Here is a 21,692-nt window from a genome sequence, read left to right as displayed (position 1 = left end):
GCCGTTCTCGCCAGTGGGACCTGCGATCATCGCATTGTTCATGCCGGCCTTGGCGTCGGGGCCGGCATAGGTGGCTTCGAGATCGATGATGTCGCGGAGGAAGATCTTGCCTTCGTTGAGCTCGTCGCGCCAGATGATGATGGCCTGGAAGGTCAGCGGGCTTTCGCACAGCCCTGCGATCATCGCCTCGCGGCCGGCCTCGATGCGCTTGGCGATGGCGATTTCGCCTTCGCGGGAGAGCAGCTCGACCGTGCCCATCTCGCGCAGATACATGCGCACGGGATCGTCGGTGCGCTCGCCCGGCTCGCTCTTCTTGACCTCGGTGACGGCCTTCTGGGTGACTTCGACGAGCTCGTTGTCGGTCTCGTCCTCGCCGCCCTCGTCCTTGTCGTCCTCGCCTTCGCTATCGTCGGCTTCGGTGACGTTGATGCCCATGTCGGAGAGCATCGACATGATGTCCTCGATCTGTTCGGGCGAGGTCTGGTCGGACGGCAAGACTTCGTTGAGCTGATCGAAGGTCACGAAGCCGCGCTTCTTGGCCTGCTTGATCATCTTCTTTACGGCGGCGTCGGACAGGTCGAGCAACGGCGAGGGCGCGTCCTGGGAATCCTTTTCCGGCGCGTCCGCTGCCTTGTCGTCTTTTTCCTTGTCCTTCGCCTGCAGCGTCTTTGCCTTGGTGGCCATCCATTGCTCCTAAACGCGCTTCAATGCAGTCGGCTCGCCGCGCCTGCCTGAATTCACATGAACCTGTTGCCCGACGCTCTCGCTTCGGCAGCTCTCGACACGGAAAGGGCGGCGCACATGTCTCTCGCCACCCCCAACTCTCTCTCGCCGGAAATGCCTAACGCTTCGTCAGCCTCTTTGTCGCAGCGGATGCAGGTGTAGTGCCAACAGCAATGCGCGGATTCATTCCTGACGCGTCTGTTCTGCCTGCGGCCGCCTGGTGGCCAAAGTGCTACAAGACCGTTAAGCCTCGATTAACCCTGTTTTTGCCGCCAAACCTTGGATTTGGCGAGTCTTTTAGCGGTTCCGGCTCCGGCCGTCCGCATGATTCTTTCATCACACGCTCTTCTGGAACCGGCCCGACAGCTCGCCAAAACCCTCGATCAGGGCCTCGGTGCCGTCGACCTCGGCCAGACGGGCCTTGACGTCACGCAGCCACGCCAAATTGGCCTCGCTGGGGTCCTCCCCCAAGGCCAGCTCGGCGTCCTTCAACTCTCTAAGTAGTGAATGGTATTGCCGATGCAAGGCAACCAGCTGGTGCCAGGTGGCGAGAACGTCGTCGGGGGCGGCCCCTTCGCGGGCGCCCCACACCGCCGCGGTCGTGATGCCGCTCTCAACCCTTTGAAGAACTTGCGAAAATCCGCTCCTGGCGAGATCGCCGCGCATCTTTTCGGCCTGCTCGCCGGGGTCCGGGGAGTGGTGGTGGTCGTTGGCAAAGGCGGCGATGATGCCGGCCCTGAGCTTGTGGGCCTCGGGATGGGCCAGCTCCAGGGCGGCGACCTCCTCGAGGTGGTCGTGCAACAGCCAGGGATGGTTGATCAGGCTTTGCAGGATCAGGGCCTCACGGCGGGAGATGGCGCTGCGCTGGCCGCGCATGATCGGGCTTGCCGCCAGCTGCGGGCTCGCCGCCTGGTAGGGGCCGGAGGGTAACAGGGTGGGGCCGGGCGCGCCGCGGCGGCCGCCACCGAATCCTTGCCCCCCGAATCGATTCGCGCCTCCCGCAGCCCGGGACTGGAATTGGCGACCGGAATTGCCTTGAAAATTGCCTTGGAAATTACCCCGGCCGGCAAAGCCGCCGCGGCCACCCTCGGGCGCGAAAGTGCGCCGAAGCCGCTCGGCAAAATCATCGCGGTAATAGCGCCGCACCACCTCGTCGCGGATGCCGTTCGCAAGCTCCTTGATGCGCGCCTCCAGCGCAGCGCGGCGCTCGGGGGTGGCAAAGTTGCCGCCTTCGAGCTCGCGCGACCAGATCATCTCGGCAAGCGGCTTGGCCGCCGCGATGACTTCCTCGATGGCGCCGCGACCGCCCGAGCGCGCGAGATCGTCGGGGTCCTGCCCCTCCGGCAACAGCGCGAAACGAAGACTCTTGCCGGGTGCGAGGAAGGGCAGCGCGAGATCGGCAGCACGATACGCCGCCTTCTGACCGGCGCGGTCGCCGTCGAAGCAGAGGATCGGCTCGTCCGCCATCTTCCAGAGCAGCGCCAGCTGGCTTTCGGTGAGCGCGGTGCCGAGCGGCGCGACCGCGCCCGCAAAGCCCGCGGTGACCATGGCGATGACGTCGACATAGCCCTCGACCACGATCAGCGCGCTGCCGTCATGGGTGGCTTTGCGCGCGGTCTGGTGGTTGTAGAGATTGTCGCCCTTGTGGAAGAGCGGCGTCTCCGGCGAATTCAGGTATTTTGCCGGAACGTCCTTCTCCAGCGCGCGCCCGCCGAAGGCGATGACGCGGCCGCGCAAATCGGTGATCGGGAACATCACGCGATCGCGGAAGCGGTCATACGGCACGGGAATGTCGTTGCCGGCCACCAGCAGGCCGGTCTCGACCATGTCGTCGACGGAAACGCCGAGCTTGCCGAGGTGCTCCTTCAGCGCGAAGCGATCGGGCGAGGCATAGCCGAGGCGGAATTGCAACTGCGTCGCCGGCGAGATCGCGCGGTCGGCGAGATAGCCGCGCGCCTTGGCGCCGACGCGCGAGGCCAGGGTCTCCGCGAAATAGGTCGCGGCGAGATCCATGACGTCATGCAGCGTGCGGCGGCGCTGCTCGTGCCGCGCCGCATCCGGCGTCACTGCCGGCAGCGCCAGGCCCGCCATGCTGGCGAGCCGCTCGACGGCCTCCGCGAACGGCAGGCCGTCGGTCTCCATCACGAAGCTGATGATGTCGCCGTGCTTGCCGGAGGAGAAGTCGTGGTAAAAACCCTTCTGGTCGTTGACGTAGAAGGACGGCGTCTTCTCCTGCTGGAACGGCGACAGCCCCTTCCACTCCCGCCCCGCCTTCTTCAGCTTGACGCGCTTGCCCACGACTTCGGAGACCGAAAGCCGGGCACGAAGCTCGTCGAGGAATTGGGGTGTGAAGCGCATTATGCTGATTTCTGGGCTGAGTCGGGCGTTATGGCCAACCGGATAGGCATATAGGGACGGTCCCGGGAAATACGAAGCATGTGTGGCTTCTCCCGGCTATTCACAGGCGAAAGTTTCGACGGAAAGCTTGAACCCGCCCCGGTTCCGCGCTTCCATAGGCCATGTTCAGGACGTTTCGAGGCGGCCACAGCGGGGGTTGGCGCGTCACCTCGATTTCATCAGTGACGGGCGAGCCCCTGCCCTTCATGCCGGCGCTGTCGGTCACCGACAGCGAGGCCGTCTCATTGCCGCTGGTGCCCTCGCGCAATGCGTGGCGGCTGGTCGGGGCCCCGAGCAATTTGCGCTACACCGAGCGGCCTGAGAAGGAGCAACTCGTGGCCGTGCAGGCCGGGCTCGGCCGGATGGAAGCAACCAGCGCGGCGCTGATCCCGATCCGCAAATCGCAGGCCTGGTGGGAGCTGACCCAGGAAGAGCGCCGCAAGATTTTCGAGGACAAATCGCACCACATCGCGAGCAGTCTTCGTTTCCTGCCCGCGATCGCGCGGCAGCTCTATCACTGCCGCGACCTCGGCGAGCCCTTCGACTTCCTGACCTGGTTCGAATTCGCCCCCGCGCACGCCCCGCTGTTCGAGGAGCTGGTGGCGATGCTCCGGGAAACCGAGGAATGGAGTTACGTCGAGCGCGAGGTCGACGTGCGCGTGGTGAAGGAAGTGCTGTCGGCTTAGAGCACGATCCGGACCCGGACGGCCGCGTCAGTGCAAAGTGCGAAGCGGTTTTCCGAGAAGATCATGCTCGAAAATAACTAATGCTTCAGAAAGCGCCCGGACTCGATGCGCGGCAGACCCGTGACCGGCCAGTTGTAGACATAGGTCCAGGCCTTCTCCGTGGCGCCATCAGCCAGCGTCACGTCGATCAGCCGGCGCAGATATTCGGTCGGCTCCGGAAAGCCTTCGCCGCAGGCTTCGTACATGTCGAGCTCACCCAGCAGTTCGTCAGGCACGCGCATCCGGAAGAGCTCGCCATGAACGATGTCGGAGGCTGCCTCCGACAGCAGCAATCCCGGATAATGCTTCACCAGGACGAGGCTGCCGCGGCAGGTCGCTTCACCCAGAAAATCCGCGTGGCCCGCAAGCAGCCGCGCCATCGGATGGTCGAAGCCGCGCATCAGGGTGCCATAGACGAAAAGGCGATCGGAGGTCATGCTGCTCTAAAGTTGCGACGTCGGTGCAATATCGTTACTCCGTTTAGACACGTAATCGTTTCATAGGCAATCAGGATGGACCTGCACACGGCCGAGGCCGCCGATCAACTGCTCGATGAGGGCGATATTCCGCCGGTGCATGAGGTGAACGCGGGAGGGACTTCACCCTTCCTGCTCACCTCGGATCATTACGGGCGGGTGCTGCCGCGCGCGCTCGGCGATCTCGGCGTCACCGAGGCCGAACTGACGCGACACATCGCCTGGGACATCGGCATCGCCGGCGTCGCCGAGCGGCTCGCCAGGTTGCTGGATGCGCACCTGATCGCGCAGCGCTATTCGCGGCTTGTGATCGACTGCAACCGCCCGCCGGCCGCGGTGAGCTCTATCCCCGTAATCTCCGAAGCGACCGCGATCCCGCGCAACGAAAGGATTTCGGATGGGGAGCGCGAGGCACGGCGGCGCGAGATTTTCGAGCCCTATCATGATCGCATCGATGCCGCGATCGACGCCCGCCTGCACGACAAGCGGCCGACGGTGCTGGTCTCATTGCACAGCTTCACGCCCGTCTATGCCGGCGTCGCGCGGCCCTGGCACATCGCCGCGCTGTACAACCGCGACACCGTGCTGCCGCAGCTGTTGCTCAAGCATCTGCGCGCAGAGGGCGATCTCGTCGTCGGCGACAACGAACCTTACGCGGTCAGCGACCTCACCGACTACACCATCCCCGTCCACGGCGAAGGGCGCGGCCTCGTCAACACCGGCATCGAGATCCGACAGGATCTGATCGCCGACCACGCGGGCCAGCAGCAATGGGCCGAACGGCTGGCAAGGATCCTTGCCGAGGTCGCGGTGGAGCTGAAGGCGGAGCTGCTGGTGTAAGCCTCACTTCGCCCTGGTCAGCGCCAGCCAGATGCCACCGCCGATCATGAAGCCGCCGGAGATGCGCGACATCATCCGCGTGCGGCGCGCCGAGAAGAATTTTCGCGCGCGGCCTGCGGCAATGGCGTAGAGCGCATCGGTCACCACGGCGGTGACCATGAAGGTTGCGCCCAGCAGCGCGACCTGCGGAAAGTGCGGCTGGTTCATGTCCATGAACTGCGGGATGAAGGCGCCGAAGAACACCAGCACCTTCGGGTTCGACAGCAGCACCAGAAAACCCTGCAGGAAGAAGCCGCCGCGCGGCGGCGGAGGCGGTGTGTCGACATCGACGCCCTCGACCGGCGCCCAGATCAGCTTGATGCCGAGCCAGACGAGATAAGCGGCGCCGGCAAAGCGCACCCAGTCGAACCAGTAGCCCATGGTCGCCATCAGCGAGGTCAGGCCGACCGCGACGATGCCGATGACGATGGCAAGGCCGGCCTGCGCACCGGCCACGTTGGTCAGCGCAGCACGCGTGCCGTGGCGCAGGCCGTTGGCGATGACGAGGGTGACGATCGGCCCCGGCAGCAGCGCCAGCGCAATGCAGGCGGCGACGAAGGCGAAATAGGCTTGCATGGACATCATGGGGAGGACTCGGCTGGTGGCGCTGGCGGGTATTAATGCATGGGACGGGCGGGAACGGAAGCTGGCTTCTTCCCTCTTCCCGCACGCGGCAGGGCAGTCGCCTATGGCATTTTTGCGCGACTTGAGCGCGCGCCTCGTCCTTCGAGACGACCGCTTCGCGGTCTCCTCAGGATGAGGCTAAGCAGTATCGGTGCTCGTTGAAACGACTGCCCACGCACTCGATCCTCATCCTGAGGGCCCGCCAACGGCGGGCGTCTCGAAGGATGGCCGCGGGTGAAATTGCTCCATATGCGATAGTCCTAGCGCCCGCGCCGCATCGTCAGTTCTTCGGCAGGCCGGCGACATTGCGCGCCGGGCCGGTCAGCTCCAGGATATGCAGGCCGGTATTGGCGCGGTCGACGATGTAGATGAAGCCGCGATCATCCGTCTCGACATTGTTGGTCTGGATCGCGACCTTGCAGCGCTCGCCGCCCTCGATCGGGATGCAGCGCTTGTCGGTTGCGCCAGTGATCGACGGAATGAAATAGCCGACCTCCTTCGGATGATAGGGATCGCGGATGTCGAGCGCGCGCACGCCTGCATTGAAGAAGGCGATGAAGGCCATCTTCTTGTAATAGACCGGCGCCATGCTCTCGTTCGAGGAATGCGAGCCGAACCGGCCGCCGCGCTGGCAGAACTGCCCGCTCGCCTCCGGCACGGTGTAGCTCGAGATCATCATCGGCCGCGTCTCGGTGGTGACGTCGGCGAACCACACCATCTGCCGCGCCTCGCCGCATTCGTTGAGGATCGCTTCATTCACGATCATGACGATGTCGCGGGTCTTGCCGTCCTTGTCCTCGGCGAATTCGGCGATCGGCATGTCGAGCATCGGAAACGTCGTATGCGCTCCGTTGAAGGCCGACATCGGCATGCGCGAAATCTCGGGATAGCGCAGATTGTCCGACGTCGGCTCTTTCGGCCCGTTCAGGAGCTTGTCGCGATCGACGATCTGCAAAATGCCGCCCTTGTTGGTGCCGTAACCGAAATAGACGCGGTTGCCATCGGGCCCGGTCGAGATCGGCCCGTGCAGCTCGGTCGGCACCGCGCCGGTCGAACCGGGCTCCTGACCGGGCAGTCCGAAGTCGCGGATCTTCTGCGGATGCGCGGGATCGGAGAGATCATAGACCTGCGTCATGCGCCGCGTGCGCCAGTCCGGCGCGCCCGAGACGAGATAGGCGATACCGGTGTCGCATTCCCACCAGCTCTTGTGCGTGTCCTTCAGGCCGCCGATGCGCGTGATGAGGACCGGGCTCGCGGGATCAGTGACGTTCCATATCTCATGCGCCTCGCCGCCGAAGGTCCTGAGCATGTAGACCGCGTTGGGATCACCCTTCGGCAACGCCTTGCCGTCGCACACCCGCACCATCTGCGCCCCGCCGGAGTCGTACTTGCCCTCCTGCCCCGGCAGATGCCGCAGATATTTCGGACGCGCGGGATCGGTGACGTCGACGATCGAGGTTCCGTTCGGCTCGGCCTTGCCCGTCATCGGGTTGACAGGCGCGGGCACATCATCAGTGCCGCCGTGATGGCCGATATAGGCGATCCAGCGATCGCCCTGGTGATGGATGGTCGGCTGATAGGCGCTGCGGGCCTGGAGGTCGTTGCTCCCGACGAGCTTCATGTTGGACGCTTCGGGCGGCGCGCCGATGGTCTGCTTCTGCGCCTGGGCCCCGGTGCTGCACGCGAAAAGGACGAGAGCGGCAGCAAATGAAACGCGACGGAACATGAAAATCCTCCCGGAACCAATCTGCGTTGGCTGAGCTGAAAGGCTAGCACGGCCGATTGCGGGCGACCAAAACACGATTCTGCGGCTGGACATTCCGGGGCGCACAAAGTGCGAACCCGCAATCTCGAGATTCCGGATAATTGCTGCGCGGTTTCGGAATGACGGCGCGCTTGACACGCAACCATTTGGTTGCCTATTATCGGTGTCATGGATGAGGTCTTCAAAGCGCTCGCCGATGCGTCACGACGGTCGCTGCTCGACAGGCTTCACGCCAAAAACGGCCAGACGCTGAACGAGCTCTGCGAGGGCCTTGCGATGACGCGGCAGGCCGTGACCAAGCACCTTGTCATTCTGGAAGAGGCCAATCTGGTCACGGCTATCAGGCATGGCCGCGAGAAGCTGCACTATCTCAACCCGGTGCCGATCCATCAGATCGGCGAACGCTGGATCAAAAAATTCGAGCGCGGCAAGCTCGCCGCACTCAGCGAGTTGAAACGCCAGTTGGAGAAGCGCGATGAGTAAGCCGGAGTTCGTCTACGTGACCTATATCGAGACCACGCCGGAAAAGCTGTGGGAGGCGCTGACGTCGAGCGAATTCACCAGGCAATATTGGTTCGGCGCCGAGGTCCGCTCCGACTGGAAAGCCGGCTCGCCCTTTGCGCTCACGCTCGACGGCGAGATCACCGATTCCGGCGAGATCCTCGAGGCCGATCCGCCGCGCCGCCTGTCCTACAGCTTCAAGCACCAGAAGTTCGAAGAGCTGCGCGGCGAGCCGATCTCACGCGTCGTCTTCACCATCGAACCGTTCGGCGCGCTCCTGCGTTTGACCGTGTTGCATGACGGCTTCGTCGAGGGCGGCAAATATCTCGGCGCCGTCTCCAATGGCTGGCCGGCGATCCTGTCCGGGCTCAAGAGCCTGCTGGAGAGCGGCAAAGTGCTCGCCATCCCGCGCACGGCGCTCAACAAGGGATTCGACGCAAAATGAACCTCGATCAATTCAAGCCGCTGACGGTCTACACCATCTACATCGCTTCGACGCCGGAGAAGGTATGGGAGGCGCTGACCTCGGCCGAGTTCAGCAAGCAGTATTTCTTCGGCAATGCCGTGGAGGTCGAGCCGCGTCTTGGCGGTGCGTTCACGGTGCGCACGCCCGATGGCGCGTTGCACATCAGCGGCGAGGTTCTCGCCTACGATTCGCCGCGAAAGCTTTCGGTCACATTCAACGTGAACTGGCCCGAGCTGATCGAGAAGCTCGGCCCGACCCTCGTCACCTACGAGATCGAACAGGCCGGCGATGCGGTCCGCCTAACCATGAGCGAAGGCCACGACCGGCCGCTCGGCGACGACATCCTCGAAGGCGGACGGCAGGGCTGGCCGGCGATCCTGTCCGGTCTCAAGAGCGTGCTCGAGACCGGCAAGCCGCTGGTGGTGAAGATGGGCCCGCCGCAGCGGATGCTGGATGCGCTGAAGGCGATGGGGATCAAGACGCCGTAGCGGCCGGAACCTGGGCCCTCATCGCTTCTTCTTCACCAGCGGCGGATGAATCTCGTCGATCTTGCGACGGCATTCCCCTTCAGAGTCGTGCGGCCCCGAGACAAAGGTCCCGCTGACTTTGATCGCGTACCAGCCCGACTCCACGCCGAGCCGGAGCGCTTCGTCTGCCTTGACGTGCCGTGGGGAGAGCGTTTGCATCAGGTGCTTTCGGTTGGCGTTCGATCTCACATCGACCGCGATGGAATCTTCCCGTCATCGAGCGGCACGAGCCCGCCGCGCGCGGCCCAGCCGCTGAAACGGGCAATACGCCAATGGTCGTCGTTACGACGTGTCGGTTCCGCCGACGCCAGAAATGAGCCGTTCACGTCGCGCGCTTGGAGTCGTAGCGGCCTGTGTGCGCAGAGACGACCGGCCTGCCCGACATTGGCGCACCGTGCGCGCAATCACTGCAATTAGCTATCGTTTTCTCGCCCGCGCCGCGCTTTTGAAGCGCCAAATGCCGCTCGCGGGCGAATAAGGCGGTCGAAGCCTTGTGTTCGACCGCTTCGTAGCCATGTTGAGAGCTTAGCCAAGGGAAAGTGTTTCGTATGAAGCTCCGCGTCGGGTACGAGATGCTGTACGAATTCCCGCAGCCGACGCCCATGATCATGGTGTTGGGCACGCACTTCACGCGCGCCTCCGATGTGATCGTGCCCGATCTGCTGACCACCAGCCCCTCGGTGGCGATCAGTCCCTATCGCGACCTCTTCGGCAATTGGTGCAGCCGCATCGTAGCGCCAGCCGGCGCCTTCCGCCTTGCCGGCGATGGCGTCGTTGGCGGCAGCGGCCTGCCCGACCCGGTGTTTCCAAAAGCGATTCAGCACGCCGTCGAAGCGCTGCCGGCCGACGCGCTCGTCTATCTGCTCGGTAGTCGCTACTGCGAGACCGATCGCCTGTCGGACATCGCGTGGAAGTTGTTCGAGCAGACGCCGCCGGGCTGGGCGCGGGTCCAGGCCATCTGCGATTTTGTTCATCGCCGCATCACGTTCGGGCATGAGCACGCGCGTGCGACCAGGACAGCCCGGGAAGCCTACGACGAAGGCAAGGGCGTATGCCGCGACTATGCCCATCTCGCCATCGCTTTCTGCCGTTGCATGAACATCCCGGCGCGTTATTGCACCGGCTACCTCAGCGACATCGGCACACCGCAGCCGTGGCCTGCGGGAGATTTCGCGGCCTGGTTCGAGGCTTTCATCGGTGGGAGCTGGCACATGTTCGATCCGCGCAACAACACGCCGCGGATTGGCCGCGTGCTGATCGCACAGGGACGCGACGCCGCAGACGTCCCGATCACCCAGACCTTCGGGCCGAATACCCTGCTCAATTTCAAGGTATGGACGAACGAGGTCGCCTGATGACAGACAGCACCGCTGCGCTCAGCGCCGATGAATTCGCGTCGCTGGCCGAGGTCGGCAAGGGCAAGGCGCAGGACGATATTCCGCAAGGACACGGCGAACGCCTGGTCAACCTGGGTTATGCGATCAGGCGGCTCGGCGAACTCGAACTGACCTCATCCGGCGTTCGCCGCTTGGCAACGGGCGAATAGCTCGCCGCCGTCGCGCCCGGCTCCCTTCTTACGCCGCCGGCACCACCAGCCGCCGATAAAGATGCCAGGTCGCATGCCCGAGCACGGGCAGTGTCACGATCAGCCCGAGAAAGTAAGGCAGCGCCGAGACGATCAGCAGCATCACGATCACGGCGGCCCATGTGATCATCGGCAGCGGGCTCGTCACCACTGCGCGCACGCTCGTCACCATCGCCGTGACGAAATCGACCTCGCGGTCGAGCAGCAGCGGAAACGACACCACGGTCAACGAGAACAGGATCAGCGACAGCACCGCACCGACCGCATTGCCGATGCCGAGGAACAGCAGGCCTTCATTCGTGGTCAGCACCACGGTCATGAATTCCTGAAGGCTCGAGAACGAAGCGTGCAGGCCGAGCAGGAGCGCGATCAAAAGCCGCACCTGGTACATCCATATCACGAACACGAACAGCGTGACGAACGCCATCCAGCCGATCTCGCTGCGCGCGCGCACGGCCGACCAGATCGCGCCGAAGGAGACCGGCTCGCCGCGCTCACGGCGGCGGCTGACCTCATAGAGTCCGATCGCCACGAACGGCCCGATCAACGCGAAGCCGGCCGCCAGGGGATAGACGAGATAGACCATGCCGAAGGCGGTGAGGCACAGCATGATGGCGATGCCGCCAGCGGCGTAGAGCGCGCCGAAGCAGAGACCGTAGAACGGCAGCGCCTGGAAATCGCGCAGACCCTCGACCAGCGCCTCGGCGATGTCGGTCGCCGCGACGCGACGTACCACCGGATCGACCTTGCCGGAGATGGACATGAGCTCCCTCCACACATCGACGCGATCTTCGTCGCGCGCAGGCTGCGATACTAGCGCCGCCGCGCGCAGGCGCAACTTGATGCGAGCCGGCGCGAAGAATAGCGGCGAGGTAACTATGCTCGCGGTGTGAAATCCTTGACCATCAGTGCGATTTTCGCCCAATGGCTATGGACTGAGCAGACGATCGTGCCGCAAATTATACCTCCGAGCAGATACGCCTGAGAGCGGACCGCCCCACCGATGAGCCTGCGTACCCGGTTACTGATCCTCGTCATCGCCGCCATGCTCGTGCCGGCGATCCTGGTCGGGCTGCGCTTCGTGCAGAACCGGGCCAGCGAGATCGACGCGGCGCTGGCCAATCTGGCCGCATCCGCCGACGACATCGCCAGCGATCTGAACGAGAAGATCCAGGGCACCGCCCAGCTCCACTACGGTCTGGCCCGGGCCCGCGACCTCGACACGCGCGACAAGGCGGCGTGCTCGGCGTTTCTGTCGGAAGTGCGCGAAGAATACCCGCAGTTCACGGGCATCCTGACCATCGATCCCGACGGCAGCCTGTTCTGCGACTCGCTTCGGACCAACCGCACCCTCGACCTGAACGACCGTGGCTATTTCAAAGAGGTCAAGGGTCTTCAAGGCGTCGTTGCCGCAGAGCCGGTGTTCGGCCGCCTCACCGGGCTATCGGTGCTGCAGATCGCCTATCCCGTGCGATCGGAGACGGGCGCGCTGAAGTTCGTGCTGCTCGCGTCCTTCAACTTGAACAAATTCGCGGAATTTCACGACAAGCGGCTGCTCGCCGAGAAGGATATCCTGTTCGTCGACGCCAAAGGTACGGTCCTGGTCGCCCCCAAGGGCGGCGGCTGGAGCGAGCCTGTCGGCGGGACCATTGCGGGCTCCGATCTGTTCCGCTTTGCCGCAGCGCCCGATGGCGAGCCATTTCGGGAAGTCACCGACCGCGGGGGCCGCACGCAGATCTGGGGCGTTGCCCGCTCGCCCTCGATGCGCAAGGCCGGCCTCACCATCATGGTCGGACGCTCCAAGGACGGACTGGTCGCGGCGGCGAACCGCCGGCTTTACGAGGACATGGCGATTCTCGCGGTGGCCTTGCTGCTGCTCCTCGCCGGCTTATGGATCCTCACGACCGTGAGCATCGGCCGCCAGATCGGGCGGCTCGCCACCATGGCGAAGAGGCTCGCGCGCGGCGATCTCAGCGCCCGCATTCCGGAGCCCCATCCGGGCGGCGAGCTCGGCGGATTGATGAGCCTGCTCAACGGCACCGCCGAATCGCTCGAACAGCAGCGCGCCGCGATCGCGGATCTCAACCAGAAGCTCAGCCAATCCCAGAAGATGGAAGCCATGGGCCAGCTCACCGGCGGCGTGGCGCATGATTTCAACAATCTCTTGACCGTCATTCTCGGCAACTCGGAGCATCTCGCCGACCGGCTGGCGGGAAACAAGGAATTGCACCGCATTGCCGGCGACATCGCGACCGCCGCCGAGCGCGGCTCTGACCTGACGCGGAGCCTGCTCGCCTTCGCGCGCAAGCAGCCGCTGCGGCCGAGAGAGATCGACATCGCCGAGAAGGTGCTCGGCATGGAGCAGCTTCTGCGCCGGACGCTGGGCGAGCACATCGAGTGCCGCTTCGCGTTCGACCGGGATTTATGGCCGACCAGCGTCGATCCCGGCCAGCTGACGACGGCCCTGCTCAACCTCGTACTCAACGCGCGCGACGCGATGCCGGAGGGCGGCAAGCTGACGGTCGAGGTCCATAACAGCTCGCTCGGTGAATCCGACCTCGACGTCAACGGCGAGCCGCGGCCCGGCGACTATGTGATGGTGGCCGTCACCGATACCGGCAGCGGCATGAGCGCCGAGGTGGTCAGCCGCGCGTTCGAGCCGTTCTTCACGACCAAGGAGGTCGGCAAGGGGACCGGCCTGGGCCTGAGCATGGTCTACGGATTTGCACAACAGTCCGGCGGACTTGTGCAGATGCAGTCCGAGCCGGGACGAGGCAGTGTCGTCAGGCTGTTCTTTCCCCGTATCGCAACACCGCCAGGCCAGGACCTGCGCCCGGCGGAAGCGACCGTCACACAAGCGGGACACGAGACCATTCTCCTCGTCGAAGACGACGACATGGTGCGGGCCTATGTCGAGAACGAGCTCAGGACGCTGGGCTACCGGGTCATCGCCACGTCGAACGGACCGGCGGCGCTGGAGGTGCTGCGCCAGCCCGGGGACATCCAGTTGCTGTTCACCGACGTCGTCATGCCCGGCGGCATGTTCGGGCCGGAGCTTGCGAGGCAAGCAACCGGGCTGCGGCCTGATCTCAAGGTGCTCTTCACCTCCGGCTACAGCCAGACGCCCGTCAAGACACCGGACGGGGTCGGCGACGCCCGCATTCTGACCAAGCCGTTCCGGCGAAAGGATCTTGCGGCGATGCTGCGGGCCGCGCTCTCGGAGCCGTCGCGGTAGATCAGGACGCTATCGCGAGCTGGAGCGCCACTGCGAGATTGGCCGCGAACAGGCCCGCGTCGATGACGAAGATCCGGAGCATCGGCCCCTTCAACACCGGCCAGTAGGCGACCCCGACGCGTCCGCCACGCATCAGCACCGGGAGGTTATAGGCGAATTGGCTGAAATGGCAGGCCGAAAAGAACAGGAACAGCGTGAGCTGCGCCTCGACCGGCTGGAAGAAGAGCGGACGCGCAGCCAGAAGGTAGAACGACAACACCCCTATCGGCAGGTTCATCCCGCCCAGGAACGCGACGCTGGCCGCCAGGGTTGGCGCGATCGGATTGCTGCGCTCTTCCCGCGGCAGCAAGATCTTCAGGGTGTTGGCCTGCGCAATGCTGAACTGGATGAAGGCGCCGCCGAACCACAGCGTGTTGAGGAGCAGGACGATATCCGAAAGGCGCATGGTCATTTTCCGTAAAAGGCTTCGCTGCGCACGACGCGCCCCGTAGCGTCGAAATCCATGAACTCGCTGGCGCGCGTGTCTCCCAGCTGCCACCACACCGTCAGGCGCGCGATGGTGTCGTCCCAGCTCCAGCTCAGGATCCTCAGGTCCGCGCTTTCGATGTGGCCATAGGCTTTGCGCCAATAGGCGCGGATATTCTCGATGCCGGCGACGACGGGAGAACCGGTCAGCGTCAGCGCCAGAGGGCTGCGCATCTGCGCATTCTCGGCAAGATGCGCCACCACCGCGTCGATATCGACCTTGCACCAGCTCGCGCACCAGGCCGCGACGAAGCGTTCGGCGGCCACGCGATTCATTTTCTGCGCGCTCAATGGATTCTGTCCGCTCATGACACGAGCCCTCCCCGGCTCGTTGCCAGGACAGTGACAAAGCCCGCTTCTCATGTCAACTATATTGACTTTAAGAACGGTCAATTGTTGTCGGCGATCGTCCCCATGACCGCCATCCATGCCGCCGCCCCGGAGGCGCCGACGCGATCGAACGCCTCGCGCAAGACCTTGCGCTCGTGGTCCGAGGCCCGTTGCTCGATGCGCTGCCCGGCGGCCGTCAGACGCAGCAGCTTGGAGCGATGCTGCTCGGGCGAGCGCTTCGACGTCACCAGCTTGCGCTCGAGCAGCAGACTGAGCGGCCGGCTCAAGGCCTGCTTGGAAATGCCGAGGACCTCGAGCAGCGAGCCGATCGCGATATCGGGCCGGCGTGCCACCACATAGAGGATACGATGATGCGGACGCGACAGGCCCTGCTTCGCAAGATATTCGTCGGCTTCCAGCGTCATGCCGCGCCAGCCGTAATACATGAGCTCCAGCGCCGCATCGAGATCGTGCAGCTTGTCGAGCGAAGCGCGGTGAAGTCCCGCGGCTTGAGACGTCCTGGCCATTGTCGGAAGTCAGCCCTTGTAAGAAGTCAGCCCTTGTAAGCGTTAGCCCTTGGCCCGCAGCTCGCGCCGCAGCACCTTGCCTGTCGCCGTCATCGGCAGCGTCTCGGCGAATTCGACGAACCGCGGATATTCATGCGCGGCGAGCTGCACCTTGACGAACTCCTGGATCTCGCGCGCCAGCGCGTCGGTGCCGGTGAAGCCGGGGCGCAGCACGATCCAGGCCTTGATCGATTCGGTGCGGATCGGATCGGGGATGCCGACCACCGCGGCCATTGCCACCGAGGGATGCTTCATCAGCGTGTGCTCGATCTCGGACGGGCCGACGCGATAGCCGGCGGTGGTGATGACGTCGTCCTCGCGGCTGACGTACCAGAAATAGCCGTCCTCGTCCTGCACGCCGAGATCGCCGGTGAGCAGGAATTCGCCGGCATATTTCTTCGCCGTCGCCTCCGGATTGCGCCAGTATTCGAGCATGGTGACGGGGCATGGCTGGCGCACGCCGATGATGCCCCGCTGGCCGCGCGGCAATTCTTCGCCCTTGTCGTTGACGATGCGGACGTCGAAGCCCGGCGTCGCCTTGCCCATCGAACCCGGGCGGATCGGAAACAGATTGGAGTTGCTGCCGATCACGAGATTGCACTCGGTCTGGCCGAACACCTCATGGGCGTCGATACCAAAAGTCTCGCGAACCCAGCCGAGCAGCTCGCCGCCGAGCGATTCTCCGCCGGTGAAGATGCTGCGGAGCTTGACGCCCGGATGCTTCACGCCCGCCTGCCGCATCAGCTTGAGCGCGGTCGGCGGCAGGAAGACGTTGCGGACGCCAAGGTCGGCCATCATCTGCATCGCCGCCTGCGGCTCGAATTTGCGCGCGCGATGCCCGACCAGGGGGATGCCGTGATACCAGAATGCGAGCAGGCCGTTGACGAGGCCGCCGATCCAGGCCCAGTCCGCCGGCGTCCACATGAGATCGCCGGGACGCGGCAGGAAGTTGTGACACATCTCGACATTGGGGAGATGGCCTAGCACGACGCGGTGCGCATGCAGCGCGCCCTTGGGATTTCCCGTCGTGCCCGAGGTGTAGATGATCAGCGCGGGATCGTCGGCGGCGGTGTCGACGGTCGCAAAGTCCTCGGACGCGGTTTCGATCGCCGGCCAGAATGGCTTTGCGCCGGCGTGGACGGCGCCGCTCGTGACATAGATGTCCTGCAGATAGGGCAGCCGCTCGCGGATCTTCGTGAGCTTCTCCCAGCCCGCCTCATCGGTGATGATTGCCCTCGCCTGTGAATTCGACAGGCGGAATTCCAGCGCGTCCTCGCCGAACAGTGCGAACAGAGGGATCGAGACCAGGCCTGAGCGGAATGCCGCCATATGCGCGATCGGCAGCTCCAGCGATTGCGACAGGAACACCGCGACGCGGTCGCCGCGCGAAAGCCCGTCCGCCTTCAGCACGTTGGCGAAGCGGCGCGACATGTCCGCGACCTCGTCGAAGGAGGTTCGCGTGGTGGCGCCGTTCTCGTCGACATAGATCAGCGCGAGCCGGCCGGTGCCGTCGGCATGCCGATCGCAGCATGCTTCCGCCATGTTGAAGCGCGCCGGGATGTCCCAGCGGAAGTTGCGAGTGAGTTCGTCGTAGGTTGCGGCTTCGGTCAGCATGGGCTTGGATCGTTTCCGTCAGTCTCGGTCATGGCCGGCAAAAGCGCAAAGCGCGTCTTCTCGATCAAGTCCCGTCCATCCACGCTCTTCTTGCTTCACTGCTAGTCTAAGGCCGCGGATGCCCGGGACAAGCCCGGGCATGACGTTTGAGGGGACACTTCACCGCACCGTCGCAAAGAACTTCCTGACATCGCGCACGAACAGCTCCGGCTGCTCGAACGCGGCGAAATGGCCGCCCTTCTCCATCTCGCTCCAATGCGTGATGTCATGGAAAGTCGGTTCCATCCAGCGTCGCACCGGCGTGATGATCTCCTTGGGGAACGCGGCGACGCCCGTCGGCACCTTGACGACAGGCGTGGTGCGGCGTTTGCCAAAGCTCTCCCAGTAGAGCCGCGCCGAGGAGGTCGCCGTCTCCGTCACCCAGTACAGCATGACGTTGTCGAGCAACTCGTCCCTGGTGAAGATGTTCTCGGGATGGCCGTCGCAATCGGTCCAGGCCCAGAATTTCTCCAGAATCCAGGCCGCCTGCCCGCTCGGCGAATCCGTGAGGCCATAGCCGAGCGTCTGCGGGCGCGTCGATTGCTGCTTGGAGTAGCCGGAGTCGAGATCGACGTAATGCTTGAGGCCGGCGAGCGCTCGCTTCTCCTCCGCGGTCGGCTCGCCCTCCATGCGCGGCGGCGAGTTGAAGGACAGCGTGATGTGAATGCCGGCGCAGTGCGCCGCATCCTGCGCACCGAGCGAGGCCGTCACCGCCGAGCCCCAGTCGCCGCCTTGCGCGCCGTAGCGCGCATAGCCGAGCCGCTCCATCAGCTTCGCCCAGGTCGCGGCGATGCGGTCGACGCCCCAGCCGGTGGCCTTCGGCTTGGCGGAGAAGCCGAAGCCCGGCAGCGAGGGACAGACGACGTGAAACGCGTCCGCGGGATTGCCGCCATGCGCGACCGGATCGACCAGCGGCGCGATCACCTTCTGGAATTCGACGATCGAACCCGGCCAGCCATGGGTGATGATCAGCGGCAGCGCGTTTGGCTCTTTCGAGCGCACATGCGAGAAATGAATGTCGAGCCCGTCGATCTCGGTGGTGAACTGTTCGAAGCGGTTGAGCTTTGCCTCGCGCGCCCGCCAGTCGTAGCCATCGGCCCAATAGGTGCAGACCTCCTGAATCCACTTCAGCGGCGCGCCTTGGCTCCAGTCGTCAACCAGCTCCGCCTCCGGCCAGCGCGTGCGGGTGAGACGCGACTTGAGATCGGCGAGGATGTCGTCGCTGATGGCGACGCGGAACGGTTTGATGGCGGTCATTGGCTGCCTCCCTTCTTCTTCTTGTCATTCCGGGACGCGCGCAGCGCGAGCCCGGAATCCATTAAGCAACGGACTCAGCAGCGCGATGGATTCCGGGTTCACGCTACGCGTGCTACGACTTAGCCCGACAGCGCGGCCTTCACCAAGCCAGACGCCTTGCCGAAATCCATCTGTCCGGCATACTTGGCGCGCAGCACGGCGATCACCTTGCCCATGTCCTTCATGCCGGCGGCGCCGGTTTCAGTGATCGCGTCCGCGATCGCCTTCTTCACCTCGTCGTCGGCCATCTGCTTCGGCAGATACGCCGAGATCACTGCGATCTCCTCGCGCTCCTGGGCCGCAAGCTCGGCGCGGCCGCCTTTTTCGTAGAGCTCGACCGACTCCTGCCGCTGCTTGATCATCTTCTGAAAGACACCGAGCAGGTCGGCGTCCGACAACGGCGGCTTGCCCTGCCCGCGCGCATCGATGTCGGAGTTCTTGATGGTCGAGTTGACCATGCGCAGCGTGGACAGCTTGCGCTCGTCCTTGGCCTTCATGGCCTCCTTGACCGCATTGTTGATGTCGTCGCGCAGCATGATCGTGATCCCTTCGAAAGATATGACGCCTGATCTAGGCCGTTCGCGGGTCCTAGACAACCTCGGTTCCGAGCCATTCGGTCAAGGCCCGCACTGTCGCTTGCGGCTGCTCGGCTTGCGGCAAGTGCCCGCAGCGATCGAGGACTTTGAGCCTTGCGCTGGCGATGCCCTCGGCCATCTCCCTGGAGAGAGCGTTCGGGATGGTGTTGTCGGCATCGCCCGTCAACACCAGCGTCGGGCATTTGATGGCTGCAAGCGTCGGGCGCGAATCCACCCGTGCGATGATCGCGGTCTGCTGCCGCAGATAGCCCTCGACACCGACATCCTCGTCCTGCGCATGCACCAGCTTGAGAATATCGGCGTCATCGCGGCGCGACGGATGCACGAGCTCCGGAAAACTCTCCTCGCGGATTGCGCGGAGCTCGCCGCGCCGGGCGCGTTCCATCAGGCCGCGGCGGCGCACGGTCGCCTCCGGGGCGTCGGGCCGCGCCTGGGTGTTGATCAACGCGAGCTTGGCCACCCGCTCGGGCGCCTGGCGCATGATCTCGAACGCGATGTAGCCGCCCATGGAATGGCCGGCGAGCGCGAAGCGCGGCGGGGCCTCGCTCAGCACGCGGGCGGCGATCGCCGCCATGCTGTCGTCGCGGATATGGTTGGCAACCATGACCGGGCCGAAGCGCCACAGCGCCGGGATGACAGGGGCATAGATCCGGGCCGAGGAGGCCAGCCCCGGAACCAACAGAATCGGGGTGGTCTGATCCATTATTGCCTCGCAAGCCCAGGAATTTGCCGGAAATTGTGCGGCCAAGCTTAGGAGCCCGAGACGGGCTGTCAAATATGCAAAAACGCATGTGAATCGGCGCATCTGCGCTTTGACGGGGGCGTCCGGCAGGCTTATGAAACGCGCTCATGACACAACATGACAACGATCCCGCCTGGCCGGACCATAAACCGACCGCGCTCCTCGTGCTCGCCGATGGCACCGTGCTCGAAGGCTTTGGCCTCGGCGCCGAAGGCCACGCCGTTGGTGAAGTCTGCTTCAACACCGCGATGACCGGCTATGAGGAGATCCTCACCGATCCCTCCTATGCCGGCCAGCTCATCACCTTCACCTTCCCGCATATCGGCAATGTCGGTACCAACGAGGAAGACATCGAGACGGTGAACATGGCGGCGACGCCGGGCGCGCGCGGCGTGATCCTGCGCACCGCGATCACCGATCCCTCGAACTACCGCGCCACCAAGCATCTCGACCAGTGGCTGAAGGCGCGCGGCATCATCGGCCTCTCCGGCATCGACACCCGCGCCCTGACCGCGCTGATCCGCAGCAAGGGCATGCCCAACGCCGTGATCGCGCACGCCAGGAACGGCGAGTTCGACCTGCATGGGTTGAAGGAAGAGGCGCGCGAATGGCCGGGCCTCGAGGGCATGGACCTCGTGCCGATGGTCACAAGCGGCCAGCGCTTCACCTGGGACGAGACGCCGTGGCTGTGGGACAAGGGCTTTGGCCGCCAGGACAAGGCTGAGTTCAACGTCGTCGCCATCGACTACGGCATCAAGCGCAACATCCTGCGCCTGCTCGCCGGCGTCGGCTGCAAGGTGACGGTGGTGCCGGCGACGACCTCGTCCGAAGACATTCTGGCGATGAAGCCGGACGGCGTGTTCCTGTCGAACGGTCCCGGCGATCCGGCCGCGACCGGCAAATATGCCGTGCCCGTGATCCGGGACGTCATCAAGTCGGGCACGCCGACCTTCGGCATTTGCCTTGGCCACCAGATGCTCGGCCTCGCCGTCGGCGCGAAGACAAAAAAGATGCATCAGGGCCATCACGGCGCCAACCACCCCGTGAAGGACGAGACCACCGGCAAGGTCGAGATCACCTCGATGAACCACGGCTTTGCGGTCGACGAGACCACGCTGCCGAAGGGCGCGACGCAGACCCACATCTCGCTGTTCGACGGCTCCAATTGCGGCATCCAGCTCGACGGCAAGCCGGTGTTCTCGGTGCAGTACCACCCGGAAGCATCGCCCGGCCCGCGCGACTCGCACTATCTGTTCCAGCGTTTTGCGGATCTGATGCGTCAGAAGAAGAGCGCGTAAGACGCGCGCTCTCATGCCCCCGCTGAACCGGTGCCTACCACTCGCGGCTATCTGGGTCCCGGCTCTGCGCCGCAGCGTTGCCCGCTGCAGCGCGTCCGGGACAGGTGACCCGTTGAGGAACACCTCCACACGATAGAATGTTGTCCCGCTGTCTTTTGCAGCCGGAGCCCGCCATGTCCGTCGTCCGCGACAAGGCCGAGCCGCTCGCCATCGTGTTCGAGGATGATGGGCTCGTGCCGAACAACATCCGCCCCTTCCTGGTCTACCAGGGTGCGGTGAAGCTCGACCCGAAGCAGCCGGAAGAGACCATCGAGAACCTGTTCGAAACGAACGGCTGGGGCGGGACGTGGCGCAACGGTGTCTACGATTATCTGCATTACCACGCGACGGTGCATGAGGTGCTCGGCGTGGCGCGCGGCAGCGCCCGCGTCCGCTTCGGCGGCGACCATGGTCAGGAGCTCGAGATCAAGGCGGGTGATGTCGCGATCCTGCCGGCCGGCACCGGACATCAATGCATCAGGGCGAGCGAGGATTTCTGCGTGATCGGCGCCTATCCGCCCGGCGCGAGGATGGAGATAACGCGCGCAACGCCGGACAACCACGCCAAGGCGCTGAAGACGATTCCACAAGTCGCGCTGCCGCCGGCTGATCCCGTGACGGGCAAGGATGGAGCGTTAATGCGGTTGTGGGGGTAGCCATAAAGGCAGTGCCGTAGCAACCATTAAAGCACGCCCGATTTCCGCGAGCATGACGCCGTGCTTGCGGCCGTCAAGGCGTGGCCTG

24 protein-coding genes are annotated in these 21,692 nt (G+C 64.5%); 10 read left to right on the top strand and 14 right to left on the bottom strand.

Features of this window, described 5'->3' with window-relative positions; all coding sequences use genetic code 11:
- A partial coding sequence (locus XI03_RS02820) for an RNA polymerase sigma factor region1.1 domain-containing protein (protein ID WP_271591259.1) occupies nucleotides 1-684 on the bottom strand: 684 nt, incomplete at its 3' end.
- Between the two features lie 375 nt (nucleotides 685-1,059).
- Nucleotides 1,060-3,081: a DNA primase gene (gene dnaG / locus XI03_RS02815; RefSeq protein ID WP_271591258.1), complete on the bottom strand. Its 2,022-nt coding sequence runs from the start codon at nucleotides 3,079-3,081 to the stop codon at nucleotides 1,060-1,062.
- Nucleotides 3,082-3,242: 161 nt separating this feature from the next.
- Between dnaG and XI03_RS02810 the strand changes: the two genes are divergently transcribed.
- Nucleotides 3,243-3,806, top strand: a complete 564-nt coding sequence (locus XI03_RS02810; RefSeq protein WP_152103548.1) for a chlorite dismutase family protein — start codon at nucleotides 3,243-3,245, stop codon at nucleotides 3,804-3,806.
- Nucleotides 3,807-3,883: 77 nt separating this feature from the next.
- Here XI03_RS02810 and XI03_RS02805 read toward each other — a convergent pair whose 3' ends face one another.
- On the bottom strand, nucleotides 3,884-4,282 hold the full coding sequence (locus tag XI03_RS02805) for a gamma-glutamylcyclotransferase family protein (RefSeq protein WP_095426760.1): 399 nt from the start codon (nucleotides 4,280-4,282) through the stop codon (nucleotides 3,884-3,886).
- A gap of 75 nt (nucleotides 4,283-4,357) precedes the next feature.
- Between XI03_RS02805 and XI03_RS02800 the strand changes: the two genes are divergently transcribed.
- A complete protein-coding gene (locus XI03_RS02800; protein WP_271591257.1) occupies nucleotides 4,358-5,161 on the top strand; it encodes an N-formylglutamate amidohydrolase in 804 nt (267 codons plus the stop codon).
- A gap of 3 nt (nucleotides 5,162-5,164) precedes the next feature.
- Here the strand turns inward: XI03_RS02800 and XI03_RS02795 are convergent, their stop codons facing one another.
- Together XI03_RS02795 and XI03_RS02790 are read right to left on the bottom strand one after the other, a co-directional pair.
- Nucleotides 5,165-5,785: a LysE family translocator gene (locus XI03_RS02795; protein ID WP_080670083.1), complete on the bottom strand. Its 621-nt coding sequence runs from the start codon at nucleotides 5,783-5,785 to the stop codon at nucleotides 5,165-5,167.
- Nucleotides 5,786-6,104: 319 nt separating this feature from the next.
- The gene (locus XI03_RS02790; protein ID WP_271591256.1) at nucleotides 6,105-7,550 is read right to left on the bottom strand and encodes an LVIVD repeat-containing protein; all 1,446 of its coding nucleotides are present in this window, start codon (nucleotides 7,548-7,550) and stop codon (nucleotides 6,105-6,107) included.
- A gap of 207 nt (nucleotides 7,551-7,757) precedes the next feature.
- On the opposite strand from XI03_RS02790, the gene XI03_RS02785 reads away from it, so the two are divergent.
- From XI03_RS02785 to XI03_RS02775, 3 genes are read left to right on the top strand one after another with little or no spacing between them, the layout of a single operon-like run.
- Nucleotides 7,758-8,072: an ArsR/SmtB family transcription factor gene (locus XI03_RS02785; protein WP_028140478.1), complete on the top strand. Its 315-nt coding sequence runs from the start codon at nucleotides 7,758-7,760 to the stop codon at nucleotides 8,070-8,072.
- A complete protein-coding gene (locus tag XI03_RS02780) occupies nucleotides 8,065-8,535 on the top strand; it encodes an SRPBCC family protein (RefSeq protein WP_271591255.1) in 471 nt (156 codons plus the stop codon). The genes XI03_RS02785 and XI03_RS02780 overlap by 8 nt, the downstream gene beginning before the upstream one ends.
- Entirely contained in the window at nucleotides 8,532-9,044 is a 513-nt protein-coding gene (locus XI03_RS02775) for an SRPBCC family protein (RefSeq protein ID WP_271591254.1), read from the top strand. The genes XI03_RS02780 and XI03_RS02775 overlap by 4 nt, the downstream gene beginning before the upstream one ends.
- Before the next feature lie 18 nt (nucleotides 9,045-9,062).
- On the opposite strand, the gene XI03_RS02770 is transcribed toward XI03_RS02775, so the two are convergent.
- Nucleotides 9,063-9,242 carry a hypothetical protein gene (locus tag XI03_RS02770; RefSeq protein WP_028140481.1) on the bottom strand — a complete coding sequence of 60 codons (180 nt, stop codon included), beginning with the start codon at nucleotides 9,240-9,242 and terminating at the stop codon, nucleotides 9,063-9,065.
- Nucleotides 9,243-9,631: 389 nt separating this feature from the next.
- Between XI03_RS02770 and XI03_RS02765 the strand changes: the two genes are divergently transcribed.
- Both XI03_RS02765 and XI03_RS02760 read left to right on the top strand, forming a co-directional pair.
- Nucleotides 9,632-10,438: a transglutaminase-like domain-containing protein gene (locus tag XI03_RS02765; RefSeq protein WP_271591253.1), complete on the top strand. Its 807-nt coding sequence runs from the start codon at nucleotides 9,632-9,634 to the stop codon at nucleotides 10,436-10,438.
- Entirely contained in the window at nucleotides 10,438-10,629 is a 192-nt protein-coding gene (locus XI03_RS02760) for a hypothetical protein (protein ID WP_028140483.1), read from the top strand. Before XI03_RS02765 ends, XI03_RS02760 begins: the two co-directional genes overlap by 1 nt.
- Nucleotides 10,630-10,657: 28 nt before the next feature.
- On the opposite strand, the gene XI03_RS02755 is transcribed toward XI03_RS02760, so the two are convergent.
- The gene (locus tag XI03_RS02755) at nucleotides 10,658-11,431 is read right to left on the bottom strand and encodes a DUF2189 domain-containing protein (RefSeq protein ID WP_028140484.1); all 774 of its coding nucleotides are present in this window, start codon (nucleotides 11,429-11,431) and stop codon (nucleotides 10,658-10,660) included.
- Nucleotides 11,432-11,671: 240 nt separating this feature from the next.
- On the opposite strand from XI03_RS02755, the gene XI03_RS02750 reads away from it, so the two are divergent.
- Entirely contained in the window at nucleotides 11,672-13,903 is a 2,232-nt protein-coding gene (locus XI03_RS02750; protein WP_028140485.1) for an ATP-binding protein, read from the top strand.
- A gap of 1 nt (nucleotide 13,904) precedes the next feature.
- Here the strand turns inward: XI03_RS02750 and XI03_RS02745 are convergent, their stop codons facing one another.
- The 7 genes from XI03_RS02745 to XI03_RS02715 all read right to left on the bottom strand — a co-directional run bounded on the left by XI03_RS02745 (nucleotide 13,905) and on the right by XI03_RS02715 (nucleotide 19,572).
- A complete protein-coding gene (locus XI03_RS02745; protein WP_028140486.1) occupies nucleotides 13,905-14,348 on the bottom strand; it encodes a hypothetical protein in 444 nt (147 codons plus the stop codon).
- Nucleotides 14,349-14,350: 2 nt separating this feature from the next.
- The gene (locus XI03_RS02740) at nucleotides 14,351-14,737 is read right to left on the bottom strand and encodes a nuclear transport factor 2 family protein (protein ID WP_095426764.1); all 387 of its coding nucleotides are present in this window, start codon (nucleotides 14,735-14,737) and stop codon (nucleotides 14,351-14,353) included.
- An 80-nt stretch (nucleotides 14,738-14,817) separates the two neighbouring features.
- Complete coding sequence (locus XI03_RS02735) at nucleotides 14,818-15,285, bottom strand: MarR family winged helix-turn-helix transcriptional regulator (protein ID WP_095426765.1); 468 nt, start codon at nucleotides 15,283-15,285, stop codon at nucleotides 14,818-14,820.
- A 42-nt stretch (nucleotides 15,286-15,327) separates the two neighbouring features.
- Nucleotides 15,328-16,938: an acyl-CoA synthetase gene (locus tag XI03_RS02730; protein ID WP_271591252.1), complete on the bottom strand. Its 1,611-nt coding sequence runs from the start codon at nucleotides 16,936-16,938 to the stop codon at nucleotides 15,328-15,330.
- Between the two features lie 159 nt (nucleotides 16,939-17,097).
- Nucleotides 17,098-18,234 (bottom strand): epoxide hydrolase family protein, encoded by a 1,137-nt coding sequence (locus XI03_RS02725; RefSeq protein WP_271591251.1) that lies wholly within the window; start codon nucleotides 18,232-18,234, stop codon nucleotides 17,098-17,100.
- A gap of 119 nt (nucleotides 18,235-18,353) precedes the next feature.
- On the bottom strand, nucleotides 18,354-18,809 hold the full coding sequence (locus XI03_RS02720) for a GatB/YqeY domain-containing protein (RefSeq protein ID WP_271591250.1): 456 nt from the start codon (nucleotides 18,807-18,809) through the stop codon (nucleotides 18,354-18,356).
- A 52-nt stretch (nucleotides 18,810-18,861) separates the two neighbouring features.
- The gene (locus XI03_RS02715; protein WP_271591249.1) at nucleotides 18,862-19,572 is read right to left on the bottom strand and encodes an alpha/beta fold hydrolase; all 711 of its coding nucleotides are present in this window, start codon (nucleotides 19,570-19,572) and stop codon (nucleotides 18,862-18,864) included.
- A 146-nt stretch (nucleotides 19,573-19,718) separates the two neighbouring features.
- On the opposite strand from XI03_RS02715, the gene carA reads away from it, so the two are divergent.
- A complete protein-coding gene (carA, locus tag XI03_RS02710; protein ID WP_038948142.1) occupies nucleotides 19,719-20,909 on the top strand; it encodes a glutamine-hydrolyzing carbamoyl-phosphate synthase small subunit in 1,191 nt (396 codons plus the stop codon).
- 173 nt (nucleotides 20,910-21,082) lie between these two features.
- Nucleotides 21,083-21,604, top strand: coding sequence for a cupin domain-containing protein (locus XI03_RS02705; protein WP_271591248.1), 522 nt, complete (start codon nucleotides 21,083-21,085; stop codon nucleotides 21,602-21,604).
- The last annotated feature ends 88 nt before the right edge of the window (nucleotides 21,605-21,692 follow it).

Origin of the sequence: Bradyrhizobium sp. CCBAU 65884, from assembly GCF_028128835.1 — a bacterium.
Classification (GTDB): domain Bacteria; phylum Pseudomonadota; class Alphaproteobacteria; order Rhizobiales; family Xanthobacteraceae; genus Bradyrhizobium; species Bradyrhizobium ottawaense.
The sequence above is the reverse complement of the archived record's forward strand: the minus strand, read 5'-3'. Positions and strand labels throughout refer to the sequence as shown.

Bases quoted from the DNA above. Each gene is read 5' to 3' on its own strand.
- carA (WP_038948142.1), top strand. From the start codon at position 19,719: ATGACACAACATGACAACGATCCCGCCTGGCCGGACCATAAACCGACC.
- XI03_RS02785 (WP_028140478.1), top strand. From the start codon at position 7,758: ATGGATGAGGTCTTCAAAGCGCTCGCCGATGCGTCACGACGGTCGCTG.
- XI03_RS02775 (WP_271591254.1), top strand. From the start codon at position 8,532: ATGAACCTCGATCAATTCAAGCCGCTGACGGTCTACACCATCTACATC.
- XI03_RS02730 (WP_271591252.1), bottom strand. From the start codon at position 16,938: ATGCTGACCGAAGCCGCAACCTACGACGAACTCACTCGCAACTTCCGC.
- XI03_RS02805 (WP_095426760.1), bottom strand. From the start codon at position 4,282: ATGACCTCCGATCGCCTTTTCGTCTATGGCACCCTGATGCGCGGCTTC.
- XI03_RS02795 (WP_080670083.1), bottom strand. From the start codon at position 5,785: ATGATGTCCATGCAAGCCTATTTCGCCTTCGTCGCCGCCTGCATTGCG.
- XI03_RS02735 (WP_095426765.1), bottom strand. From the start codon at position 15,285: ATGGCCAGGACGTCTCAAGCCGCGGGACTTCACCGCGCTTCGCTCGAC.
- XI03_RS02705 (WP_271591248.1), top strand. From the start codon at position 21,083: ATGTCCGTCGTCCGCGACAAGGCCGAGCCGCTCGCCATCGTGTTCGAG.
- XI03_RS02715 (WP_271591249.1), bottom strand. From the start codon at position 19,572: ATGGATCAGACCACCCCGATTCTGTTGGTTCCGGGGCTGGCCTCCTCG.
- XI03_RS02755 (WP_028140484.1), bottom strand. From the start codon at position 11,431: ATGTCCATCTCCGGCAAGGTCGATCCGGTGGTACGTCGCGTCGCGGCG.
- XI03_RS02780 (WP_271591255.1), top strand. From the start codon at position 8,065: ATGAGTAAGCCGGAGTTCGTCTACGTGACCTATATCGAGACCACGCCG.
- XI03_RS02800 (WP_271591257.1), top strand. From the start codon at position 4,358: ATGGACCTGCACACGGCCGAGGCCGCCGATCAACTGCTCGATGAGGGC.
- XI03_RS02745 (WP_028140486.1), bottom strand. From the start codon at position 14,348: ATGCGCCTTTCGGATATCGTCCTGCTCCTCAACACGCTGTGGTTCGGC.
- XI03_RS02765 (WP_271591253.1), top strand. From the start codon at position 9,632: ATGAAGCTCCGCGTCGGGTACGAGATGCTGTACGAATTCCCGCAGCCG.
- XI03_RS02760 (WP_028140483.1), top strand. From the start codon at position 10,438: ATGACAGACAGCACCGCTGCGCTCAGCGCCGATGAATTCGCGTCGCTG.
- XI03_RS02750 (WP_028140485.1), top strand. From the start codon at position 11,672: ATGAGCCTGCGTACCCGGTTACTGATCCTCGTCATCGCCGCCATGCTC.
- dnaG (WP_271591258.1), bottom strand. From the start codon at position 3,081: ATGCGCTTCACACCCCAATTCCTCGACGAGCTTCGTGCCCGGCTTTCG.
- XI03_RS02770 (WP_028140481.1), bottom strand. From the start codon at position 9,242: ATGCAAACGCTCTCCCCACGGCACGTCAAGGCAGACGAAGCGCTCCGG.
- XI03_RS02720 (WP_271591250.1), bottom strand. From the start codon at position 18,809: ATGCTGCGCGACGACATCAACAATGCGGTCAAGGAGGCCATGAAGGCC.
- XI03_RS02790 (WP_271591256.1), bottom strand. From the start codon at position 7,550: ATGTTCCGTCGCGTTTCATTTGCTGCCGCTCTCGTCCTTTTCGCGTGC.
- XI03_RS02725 (WP_271591251.1), bottom strand. From the start codon at position 18,234: ATGACCGCCATCAAACCGTTCCGCGTCGCCATCAGCGACGACATCCTC.
- XI03_RS02810 (WP_152103548.1), top strand. From the start codon at position 3,243: ATGTTCAGGACGTTTCGAGGCGGCCACAGCGGGGGTTGGCGCGTCACC.
- XI03_RS02740 (WP_095426764.1), bottom strand. From the start codon at position 14,737: ATGAGCGGACAGAATCCATTGAGCGCGCAGAAAATGAATCGCGTGGCC.